A 10,190-nucleotide genomic window follows, 5' to 3' on the forward strand; every position below is an offset into this window, starting at 1 on the left:
CGCCGCGCCTGTGGCTTGCGCAGCCGGCGGCGAAAGCCGTTCTCGATCGCCTCGGCGCGGCCGAGCAGCGCGCGGCCCTCGCGCAGCAGCACGGAGCCGTCCTCGGTCAACGACACCGCGCGCGTGGTGCGCGCGAACAGCCGGACCCCGAGATCCTCCTCCAGCAGCTTGATGTGGCGGCCGAGCGCCGACGGCATCATCTGCAGGCGCTGCGCCGCGCGGCCGAAATGCAGTTCCTCGGCAGCCGCGACGAAGCAGCGAAGCTGGTGCAGTTCCAAGACGTAGGGGTTCCTTTCACCCGCCGTCATTGCGAGGAGCGAAGCGACGAAGCAATCCATCGTTCCACATACGCGGTTGCAATGGATCGCTTCGCGGAGCCTGTCATCCGGCGGCGCTTCGCGCCTACCGGGTGGCTCGCAATGACGGCGCCGGGATTATATCATTTTTTTGTATAAACCGGCGCGGATTGAAGCGAAAGGGCGCGACCTTCTAGGCTTCCCGATGGCGCGCGACAGGCGCCGTCCCAACAAACAAGACGAACCCGGGGAAGAAGCCCATGGAAAGCCAGCTTGGCGCGCGCGTATTGCGCAAGATCTCACTGCGCATCGTGCCGTTCATCATGCTGCTGTACTTCGTGGCGTTCATCGACCGCGTCAATATCGGCTTCGCCTCGCTGACCATGAACAAGGACATCGGCCTGTCGCCGACCGTCTATGGCTTCGGCGCCGGTATCTTCTTCTGGGGCTACTTCCTGTTCGAAGTGCCCTCCAACATCATCCTGCACAAGATCGGCGCGCGGATCTGGATCGCGCGGGTGATGATCACCTGGGGCCTGGTCTCGGCGGCGATGGCGCTGGTGCAGGGCGCGACCAGCTTCTACGTGCTGCGCTTCCTGCTCGGCGCCGCCGAAGCCGGCTTCTTCCCCGGCATCATCCTCTATCTCTCCTACTGGTTCCCGGCGCGGCAGCGCGCCGCCGTCACCGCGCTGTTCATGGCCGCGGCGCCGCTCTCGACCGTGCTCGGCTCGCCGCTCTCGGGTGCGCTGCTGGAGATGGACGGAATGCTCGGCTTCAAGGGCTGGCAATGGCTGTTCGTGCTGGAGGCCGTGCCCGCTGTGCTGCTCGGCTTCGTCGTGCTGGGCTTCCTGACCGACCGGCCGGAGCAGGCCGGATGGCTTGCCGACGACGAGCGCGCCTGGCTGGTCAAGACCATGAAGGCCGAGAACGACGGCAAGGCCACGACCGCAAGCCACAGCATCTGGCGCGGCCTCGCCGACCCGCGGGTGCTGGCGCTGGCGCTGGTCTATTTCGGCACCTCGGCCGGGCTCTACACACTTGGGGTGTGGGCGCCGCAGATCATCAAGGCGTTCGGCCTGTCGTCGATCCAGGTCGGCTTCCTCAACGCGGTACCGGCGACCATTGCCGTCATCGCGATGGTGCTATGGGCGCGGCATTCCGACCGCACCGGCGAGCGCACCTGGCACGTGGTGCTGGCCTGCCTGATGGCCGCGGCGGGACTTGCGCTTGCCGGGCTGTGGACCGGCCTTGCCGCCGTGATCGCGGCGCTGACGCTGGTCAATATCGGTATCTCCTCGTCGAAGCCGCCGCTATGGAGCATGCCGACCATGTTCCTGTCCGGCTCGGCCGCCGCGGCCGGAATCGCCACCATCAACTCGATCGGCAATCTCGGCGGCTTCGTCGGGCCGGCGATGATCGGCTTCATCAAGGAACGCACCGGCAGTTTCGACGGCGGTCTTTATTTCGTCGCCGGCCTCCTGGTGCTCTCGGCCGCGCTCACGCTGCTGCTGTCGCGTGCGCAGAGCGCGCCCGCGCAATCCGAACCGCAACCCAATCCCGTGCGAACTCACTAATGATCCGGAGACAACCCATGCGTACCCATTCCATCGCCGCCATTCCCGCCGACGGCATCGGCCCCGAAGTGATCTCCGCGGGCGTCCGCGTGCTGGAGGCTCTTGCAAAACGCAGCGGCGACATCGGCTTCAACGTCAAAACCTTCGACTGGGGCTCGGACTATTACAAGAAGCACGGCGTGATGATGCCGGCCGACGGCCTCGCGGAGCTGAAGAAATTCGACGCGATCTATTTCGGTGCGGTCGGCGCGCCCGACGTGCCCGACCACATCACGCTGTGGGGTCTGCGGCTACCGATCTGTCAGGGCTTTGACCAGTACGCCAATGTGCGGCCGACCAAGATCCTGCCCGGCGTCGCCTCGCCGCTGCGCAATGTCGGCGTCGGCGATCTCGACTGGGTGATCGTGCGCGAGAATTCCGAAGGCGAATATGCCGGCATGGGCGGCCGCGCGCACAAGGGCCTGCCGGAAGAGGTCGGCACCGAAGTCGCTGTCTTCACCCGGGTCGGCGTGACGCGGATCATGCGCTATGCGTTCCAGCTGGCACAGTCGCGGCCGCGCAAATTCCTCACCGTGGTGACCAAGTCGAACGCACAACGCCACGGCATGGTGATGTGGGACGAGATCGCCGCCGAGGTGGCGAGGGACTTCCCCGACGTCACCTGGGACAAGATGCTGGTCGACGCCATGACGGCGCGGATGACGCTCAACCCGAAGAGCCTCGACACCATCGTCGCGACCAATCTGCACGCCGACATCCTCTCCGACCTCGCCGGCGCGCTGGCCGGCAGCCTCGGCGTGGCGCCGACCGGCAACATCGACCCGCAGCGCCGCTACCCCTCGATGTTCGAGCCGATCCACGGCTCGGCCTTCGACATCACCGGCAAGGGCATCGCCAACCCGGTCGCGACGTTCTGGACCGGTGCGCAGATGCTGGAGCATCTCGGCGAGAAGGACGCCGCTGCGCGCCTGATGGCCGCGGTCGAGAAGGTGTGCGCGGCCGGCGTGCTGACGCCCGACGTCGGCGGCAAGGCGACGACCAGGGAAGTGACCGACGCGGTGATCGACGCGATCCATGGATCGAATGTGTAGGGTGCGTTAGCTTTCCGCGAACTCCGTCCGCCTCTCCCGCTTGCGGCGGATGGGGGCTCTCTCCACAGCGTGACTCGCGGAGAGAGCCCCACCCCAACCCTCCCCCGCACGCGAGAGAGGAAGCCTGAGCAGAGTGCTCACCTCACGAAGGACCTGGTGCACCTGCTTCCGATACCCGCAACCGGGGAATAAACCGTGCTACCCGATCTGACCAGACGAAGCTTCGTGACCGCTGGAGGAATGTCGATCATGGCCGCGATGACGGGGATACAGCCGGCAGGCGCCGCGACATGGCGCAATGAGATCCGCGCCATCACGTTCGACGTCCAGGGGACCTGCGTCGACTTCTATCAGCCGATCCTGCGTGCGGGGCAGGCCGTCAACGCCGCGAAGGGGCTCGCGCTCGACTGGGCCAAGCTCTCGAGCGAATGGCGCGATCTTTATCGTGCCGCGCTCGACGAAGTGATCGGGGGCAAGCGCCCGTGGATTCGGGTCGACCGCATCTATCGCGAGGCGCTGGATGTGCTGCTGGATCGCCACGGTCTCTCGGAGGCCTTGTCGAGGGACGAGCGCGACGAATTGAACACGGTGTGGACCAAGCTCGACGCATGGCCCGACAGCGTCGAAGGACTTGGGCGTCTGCGCGGTCGGTTCGTGACCTCGACATTGTCGAATGCCGGCATGGCCGCGGTGGTGGCGGTGGTCAAGCACGCCAAATTGCCCTTCGACGCCGTGCTGACCGCAGAGCTTGCACGCAGCTACAAGCCGTCACCCGCGGTGTATCAACTCGCCGTCGACTACCTCGGCTATCCCGCCGACAAGATCCTGATGGTCGCCTGCCACAAATACGACCTGAAGGCGGCCCGCGCCTTTGGCATGCGCACGGCGTTCATCGCCCGTCCGCTCGAGTTCGGGCCGGCGGCGAAACTCGACGTGGCGCCGGAATCCTGGATCGACCTCCACGCGGACAGTTTTACGCAACTCGCCGATATGCTCGTGCCGGCGTAGCGACGCAAGGGGCGACCCGGTCGGTGTGCTCACCTCACGAAAGCGTGCCCGCCTCCGCGCAATTGGTCAGCCGCGCAGGCACGCCGACGGCGGTGCAGCCGGCGGGCACATCCGTCGTCACCAGCGCGCCGGCGCCGATCCTGGCGAAATCGCCGATCGAGAGATGTCCGATCACGGTGGCGCCGGCGCTGAGCAGCACGCCGCGGCCGATCTTTGGCGCGCGGCGCGGATCATCCTGATGCCGCGCGATGGTGACGTTCTGCAAAATCGTGACCTCGTCGCCGACCGAGGCCAGCGCGCCAATGATGATGCCGGTGCCGTGATCGAGGAAAACCGCGGTTCCGATCCGGGCCGACGGGTGAATGCTGATCTGCAACTGGTCTGCCGCCGCGCTTTGCATCATCAGCGCAAGGTCGGGGCGGTCCTCGCGCCATAGCCAATTCGACACCCGCCAGGCCTGCAGCGCGACAAAGCCCTTGAAGTTGAGCAGCGGCGGCAGGAAGCCCGTGATCGCGGGATCACGGCGAACGATGGCCGTGAGGTCGGTGGCCGCGGCATCGACCAGCACGGGCTCGGCCGCATAGGCTTCGCGGGCGATCCGCGCGAACTGCGCGCGATCCTCTTCCGCGCGGCTGATATGCCGACCGATCAAAAAAGCGAGCACACCGCCGAGGTCGCCCTGATCTAGGATGAAGGCGGCCGACGCCTCGAGGAACGGATCGGCCGCGATCGCCGCCTCCGCCTCGCGCCGGATCGCAAGCCAGAGCTCGCCGGCCGTCACTGTCGCTGATCCCGCCATGGTCTTCACCTCATCGTCCGGATCCCAAACGATAGAGTGGGCGTCACCATCCCAAAATGCAAACCGCCCGCTTGCTCATCGCAAACGGGCGGCTCAGGGCCATCAGGTTCTATGGGGGCACATCGCCTGAAGGCCAGCTATTGCCTCGCGCGATCAACCCTGCGGCGGCTGGTCGGTCGGCGGGGTCGGACGGGTCTTGTGCTGCGCCATGAAGGCGTCGAACTCTTCCTTGTCCTTGGCGTGACGCAGGCGATCGAGGAAGTTCTTGAACTCGACCTGCTCCTCCTCGAGACGGCGCAGCGTATCCTGGCGGTACTCGTCGAAGGCGCGGTTGCCGCTGGAGGGCGGACCGAAGCCGCCGAACGGGAAGCCGCGGCGCTCCATGCGGCTCTTCATCCGCTCCATCTTGTCCTGCATCCGCTCCATCTTGTTCTGCCAGCGATCCATGTCGTTGTGACTCCAACAGGCCATCTTTCTGCTCCCGAGTGTGAAAAAGAGAAGGGCGAGGCCGATCGGCCACCAGATCATGAAGCCGAGGATGATCCCGGCGATCTTCAGGGGATGCCACGGCGTCGCGTAGAAGTAGGGACGGTAGGGCTCTTCGACGGGGCCGCGCCAGCGATTGACATCAGCGGTGTAGGCCATTTCCTTCTCCATCACGGCATCACGCCGTTGTGAATGTAAATAACATTTACATAGGTAGCCGATCCCTTGGGAAAGTCAAGCAGCGCGGATGACGCACCCCTCGGATTATTTTTGGCTTGGCCGTTGAACCTTATTTCGGCTTCCCCCAGGGACCAGACCTTTCGCCGGCCGGCTTGTCGTCGGCGGCCGCGGTTCCAGGCCGGCGGTCGGTCGGGAAGCCGAGGCCGCGCAGATAGATCAGCACTTCGGCCTCGAGCAGATCCTCCGGCGACATCGGCAGCTTGCGCCGCGCGGCATCGCCGCGGCCGAACAGCGAAGCGACGCCGTGCGACATCGCCCAGATGTGCAGCGCCATCATCATCGCCGGCGGGCGCGGCATGCCGGGCGGCGCCAGTGCCGCGAGCCGCTCGGCTGCGGCGCGAATGATCGCGAAGGCGCGCTCGCTTGCCGCCATCAGGGTCGGATTGGAATCGACCGGCAGGCCGGATTCGAACATCGCGGAATAGAACGCGGGCTCCTCGCGGGCGAAGGCGAGATAGGCCTTGCCGACCCGCTCGAACGCCGTGACGGTGTCGGGGCGGCCGTCGTCCCAGGCCTGCGTCAGCAGCGATTCGAACTGCTCGAAGCCGCGCTGCGCGATGCTGGCGATCAGCTCGTCACGGTCGCGGAAGTGTCGGTACGGCGCGGCGGGGCTGACGCCGGCCATCCGCGCGGCATCGGCGAAGGTGAAGCCGGCCGGCCCCTTCTTCGAGATCAGGTCGAGCGCGGCCTGCAGCAACGCCTCTTTGAGATTGCCGTGATGATAGCCGCGCTCGGCGCGGCCTTGGTCCTTGCGCCAGCTCATGTGAACGGCTTTTACATGAGCCGGCGGTAAAGGTCACTAGCGGGGCAGCGTCGCGTCAATCAAGATTAACGGACCGCTTCGGTGATTACCGACGCCGAGCATCGATGGCGGCCCGAGAGAAACTGCGCTCTCTCTCTCCCGCGCGTGGGGTCCGAGGTGAGTGAGGCTCGAGGTTGGGCTGGGGGCTCTCGCATCGTGGAAAGAGCCCCCCGCCGCGCTCTTCGAGCGCAGCGACCTCCCCCGCAAGCGGTAGAGGTTCAGGGAGCCTGCGGCCCGCCTTAGCGCCCCGGGATCGGCAGCACCGGCATGATCTCGACGGCTTCGCCGGGGAAGATCGAAAAATGCGGGTGGTTCTCGAACAGCTTTGCCGCTGCTTCATGCGAGGGCGCGCGCACCACGGTGAAGCCGGTCATCAGATTGGCGATGTCGGTGACGCCGCCCTGCCCGACCTTCTTGGTCTTGCCGAGCGGTCCGCCCATCTCGACGATCACGTCTTGGTGCTTCTCGACCCATGCGCCCCAGGCCGCCATGCCCTGCTGCTCCTTGGCGCGGCGTTCGGCCTCGGGCAGCGCGTTCCAGGCTTCCATCCGCGAGCCGGTCTTGCCGCCGCCGAGATAGACGGCGAGGAAGGTGTTGGTGCTCATGTTTCGTCTCCGTTGTGGTCGTTGCTGGTGGACGATGGTTCGGTGATGCGATGACGCTTTGAAGCGGCATCGCTTCTCGGTGAAGGTTCAGCGCAGCGCCTTGCCCCAGCCGCCCTGCGGATGCTCGAAGGTGGCGGCGGCCTGCTGCACCTCTTCGGAGAAATCGGCCATCTCCTGCACCTGGCGGATCTCGATCATCTCGTTGGCGGTGGCCGGGCACTTCCTGGCCCATTCGATTGCCTCGGCGCGCGAGGCGACCTCGATCATCCAGAAGCCGCCGATCACTTCCTTGGCCTCGGTGAACGGGCCGTCGATCACGACCGGCACGCCGGTGTCGAACTTGACGCGCGCGCCGGCAGCCGGCGGATGCAGGCCTTCCAGCGTGATCAGCACACCGGCGTCCTTCAGCGCCTGATTGTACCGCATCATCGCGGCGACCCGTTCGGGGTCGAGCTCGAGCTTGGCCGGCGCGGACTCGTAGCCGAGCGGGATCATCAGCATCATGAAACGCATTGGTCGGATTTCCTTGCCTGTTGAATCACTCGCAATCTTCACCCTCGTCATGCCGGGAAGCCCCACGCCGAACTTGGGTTTACCCGAGTTCGGCCCTAGGTATTTGTCCAAGTCGGCAACAGCCGACCTGGTGCGCCGGCCCGGAATCCACGACTTGCGCCGGGGATCATGTATTCCGGGCGGATCGCCGGCGCGACATCGCGGAATGACGTCGGGTGTCATTTCCTGCCCACCTGCGCGCGCAGGCGCTCTCCCCGCTCGCGCAGCTCCGGCGTCAGCGCCTCGCCGAAATCCTCCGCGGCAAACACCTGGCGGATTTCGATCTCGGAGCCGCCGTCGAACGGCGCGCGCTTCATCCAGTCGATCGCTTCATCGAGCGACTTGGTCTCGATCAGCCAGAAGCCGGCGACCAGATCGCCGCTGAGGCCGAACGGGCCGCGCGACACCGTGCTCTGCCCACCGGCATATTTGACGCGGGCACCCTTGCTGGTCGGATGCAGCCCCTCGCCGGCCTGCATCACGCCGGCCTTGACCATCTCCTCGTTGAACTTGCCCATCGCCGCGAGCAGTTCGGTGCTCGGCATCACGCCGGCCTCGGTGTCCCTGGTCGCCTTCACGATCACCATGAACTTCATCGTCCTGCTCCGTTGTCTTGTTCAGCTGCTTTGCCGGTATCTCCGGTGCTCGTCTCAAGGACGACGCGGGGCTTGCCACGCCGACAGGCCAAGCGAAATTATTTCAGAGGTCATTGCATCGCGCGCCACACCCCTTAGCGGTCCTGCCTGACAAGTTCGCCGTCCTGGTGCGACGGGCCGAAATAGACGTCGATGCGCGACACCTTGTCGCCGTCGAACACGAAGAACTCGGTGTTGCGAAAGCTCTTGCCGTCGCGGGCGACGCAGCGGTAGGTGACGAAGGCCTCGACGCCGTCGACCATGATGCGCTCGATCTCGTGGCGGCCGATCCAGCCGGAGTCGCGCCAGCACTCGGCGAAATAGGTCGGCTTGTCGATGTTCTCGCCATATGGCGTCGAGAAGCGGAAATCCTCAGCGAACGCCGCCTCGACTCTCGCGCGGTCATTAGAGAGGTAGGCGGCGAAGAGGGAGCGGATGATCTCCGCCCTGTTGCCAGCTGCAGCCATGTCGTCTCCCACAGGTATCGCCCGGGCCTCCGGAGCGACCAGCGCTCCGGAAACCCGGGCCTCAAGGAGATGACGAACAAGGCGGCGCGAAAGCGACATCCCGCCACGATTTATTTTTGGAACCGGATCGGAGGCCGGCTTGCGTCAGGCTTCCCGCGGGAACATGCCGAAATAGGGCTCGGCCTCCTTCAGGACGCGCGCGAAGGACGGCCGCGCCATCAGCCGCTCGAGATAGGCGGCCAGATGCCGATGGCCATCTCCGAACGGCTCGACCTTGTTGCCGTAGAACATCGTCGGCGCGGCCGCGCAATCGGCCAATGAGAAATGCCCGCCCATCATCCAGCCGCCATGATCGAGCTGCTGATCCAGGATCGCATAGGAGGTGCGGAGTTGCGCCCGCGCCTCGGCGACGCCATGCGGATCCTTGCTGTCCGCAGGCCGCAGCCGGTCGCCGACGACCTTCTGAATCGGCAGGTGGACATAGAGATCGAGGAAACGATCACGCAGCCGGGTCTGCAGCGCGAGGTCCGGATCCTCGGGGATCAGCCTGACGGCACCGGGATAATGCCGGTCGAGATATTCGATGACGATGCTCGATTCCGGCACCGTCTCGTCCCGCGTCTCGTCGCGGAGCACCGGAAAACGGCCGATCGGCGACAGCGCGAGCAGCGCCGCGCGCTCGGCGGGATCGCCGAGATTGACCATGTTCGGCGTGAAGGGCGTGCCGTTCTCATAGAGCGCAATCAGCGCCTTCCAGCAGAACGAGGACAGCGGGTGGTAATGCAGGGTAAGCGACATCGGAACTCCATCATGGAATGAGTGACCGGAGGACGAGGCCGGGACCGCCCTTCCGACATCCCGTGCGGCGATATTTTTTTCGTATGGAGATACTTTATTGGGTTCGGCGGGCGTGGAGACCCAAGCATCGAACGCGATCGCACATTCATCGAGGACGCGAATCAAGTCGCTGCATCGATCGGTGAAAAGCGGCCGGCGATATCAGGCTTCGTAATAGACCCATCATCATCGCTGAAGCAGACGCGCTTCATCACCCCGCATCAGACGAAAGTCATCATCGATTTTCGTCCGTATGATTACGGTGAACATCGCGTGCTGCTTGTGGATGATAACGTGCATTCTGAAAAAAACCTTTGCGAATTGAGACGGATGCATGTGTGGAACTTGGCGTTATGCAGTTCGTGCCAAGCGCGCGCGAGCAACAGGCTTTACGGATGCTAAACGGCTCGCTGCAACCTTTCCGTGAGTTGCCGCGATCCGCTTTCCCCATCCCTTTTATTTGAACCTTCACGGAGCCCTGATGTTCAGTTTCAGCAACAAGGCCAAGATCGAGAATGCGCTGGCGCAGACTGCCGCGATCGGCAAGTCGCAGGCGGTGATCGAGTTCAAGCTCGACGGCACCATCGTCGACGCCAACGAGAACTTCCTCAATGCGATGGGCTACACGCTCGACGAGATCAAGGGCAAGCACCACAGCATGTTCGTCGATCCGGCCACGCGCGACAGCCAGGACTATCGCGCGTTCTGGGCCGACCTGAACCGCGGCGAATTCCAGGCCGCGCAATACAAGCGCATCGCCAAGGGCGACCGCGAGATCTGGATCCAGGCCTCCTACAA

General features: G+C 64.9%; 12 protein-coding genes and 1 pseudogene. 4 read left to right on the plus strand and 9 right to left on the minus strand.

The genetic code is table 11. The annotated features are described in order from the left end of the window. Positions 1-278, minus strand: a 278-nt coding sequence (locus AKL29_RS45115) for a LysR family transcriptional regulator (RefSeq protein WP_244482195.1), incomplete at its 3' end; no start/stop codon positions are given. Positions 279-556: 278 nt separating this feature from the next. Between AKL29_RS45115 and AKL29_RS19445 the strand changes: the two genes are divergently transcribed. From AKL29_RS19445 to AKL29_RS19455, 3 genes are all read left to right on the plus strand, one after another. Further along, positions 557-1,870, plus strand: coding sequence for an MFS transporter (locus AKL29_RS19445; RefSeq protein ID WP_028332849.1), 1,314 nt, complete (start codon positions 557-559; stop codon positions 1,868-1,870). Between the two features lie 17 nt (positions 1,871-1,887). Then, positions 1,888-2,961 carry a tartrate dehydrogenase gene (locus AKL29_RS19450; RefSeq protein ID WP_050385228.1) on the plus strand — a complete coding sequence of 358 codons (1,074 nt, stop codon included), beginning with the start codon at positions 1,888-1,890 and terminating at the stop codon, positions 2,959-2,961. A 249-nt stretch (positions 2,962-3,210) separates the two neighbouring features. After that, on the plus strand, positions 3,211-3,969 hold the full coding sequence (locus AKL29_RS19455) for a haloacid dehalogenase type II (protein ID WP_244482184.1): 759 nt from the start codon (positions 3,211-3,213) through the stop codon (positions 3,967-3,969). A 34-nt stretch (positions 3,970-4,003) separates the two neighbouring features. Here AKL29_RS19455 and AKL29_RS19460 read toward each other — a convergent pair whose 3' ends face one another. From AKL29_RS19460 to AKL29_RS19495, 8 genes are all read right to left on the minus strand, one after another. Next, positions 4,004-4,768: a serine acetyltransferase domain-containing protein gene (locus AKL29_RS19460; protein ID WP_050385229.1), complete on the minus strand. Its 765-nt coding sequence runs from the start codon at positions 4,766-4,768 to the stop codon at positions 4,004-4,006. Between the two features lie 153 nt (positions 4,769-4,921). Further along, complete coding sequence (locus AKL29_RS19465) at positions 4,922-5,413, minus strand: DUF2852 domain-containing protein (RefSeq protein ID WP_026192213.1); 492 nt, start codon at positions 5,411-5,413, stop codon at positions 4,922-4,924. A 130-nt stretch (positions 5,414-5,543) separates the two neighbouring features. Further along, on the minus strand, positions 5,544-6,257 hold the full coding sequence (locus AKL29_RS19470) for a TetR/AcrR family transcriptional regulator (RefSeq protein ID WP_050385230.1): 714 nt from the start codon (positions 6,255-6,257) through the stop codon (positions 5,544-5,546). Between the two features lie 278 nt (positions 6,258-6,535). After that, entirely contained in the window at positions 6,536-6,901 is a 366-nt protein-coding gene (locus AKL29_RS19475; RefSeq protein WP_050385231.1) for a YciI family protein, read from the minus strand. A gap of 87 nt (positions 6,902-6,988) precedes the next feature. Then, complete coding sequence (locus tag AKL29_RS19480; protein ID WP_028332843.1) at positions 6,989-7,414, minus strand: YciI family protein; 426 nt, start codon at positions 7,412-7,414, stop codon at positions 6,989-6,991. A gap of 218 nt (positions 7,415-7,632) precedes the next feature. Beyond that, on the minus strand, positions 7,633-8,049 hold the full coding sequence (locus AKL29_RS19485; protein ID WP_050385232.1) for a YciI family protein: 417 nt from the start codon (positions 8,047-8,049) through the stop codon (positions 7,633-7,635). Positions 8,050-8,183: 134 nt separating this feature from the next. Beyond that, the gene (locus AKL29_RS19490; protein ID WP_050385233.1) at positions 8,184-8,555 is read right to left on the minus strand and encodes a nuclear transport factor 2 family protein; all 372 of its coding nucleotides are present in this window, start codon (positions 8,553-8,555) and stop codon (positions 8,184-8,186) included. Between the two features lie 144 nt (positions 8,556-8,699). Then, the gene (locus AKL29_RS19495) at positions 8,700-9,353 is read right to left on the minus strand and encodes a glutathione S-transferase family protein (protein ID WP_050385234.1); all 654 of its coding nucleotides are present in this window, start codon (positions 9,351-9,353) and stop codon (positions 8,700-8,702) included. 577 nt (positions 9,354-9,930) lie between these two features. Here AKL29_RS19495 and AKL29_RS45120 point away from each other — a divergent pair. Continuing rightward, a pseudogene (locus AKL29_RS45120) lies at positions 9,931-10,190 on the plus strand (PAS domain-containing protein); the annotation flags it as partial.

It is taken from the genome of Bradyrhizobium pachyrhizi (assembly GCF_001189245.1).
GTDB classification, from domain to species: Bacteria; Pseudomonadota; Alphaproteobacteria; order Rhizobiales; family Xanthobacteraceae; genus Bradyrhizobium; species Bradyrhizobium pachyrhizi.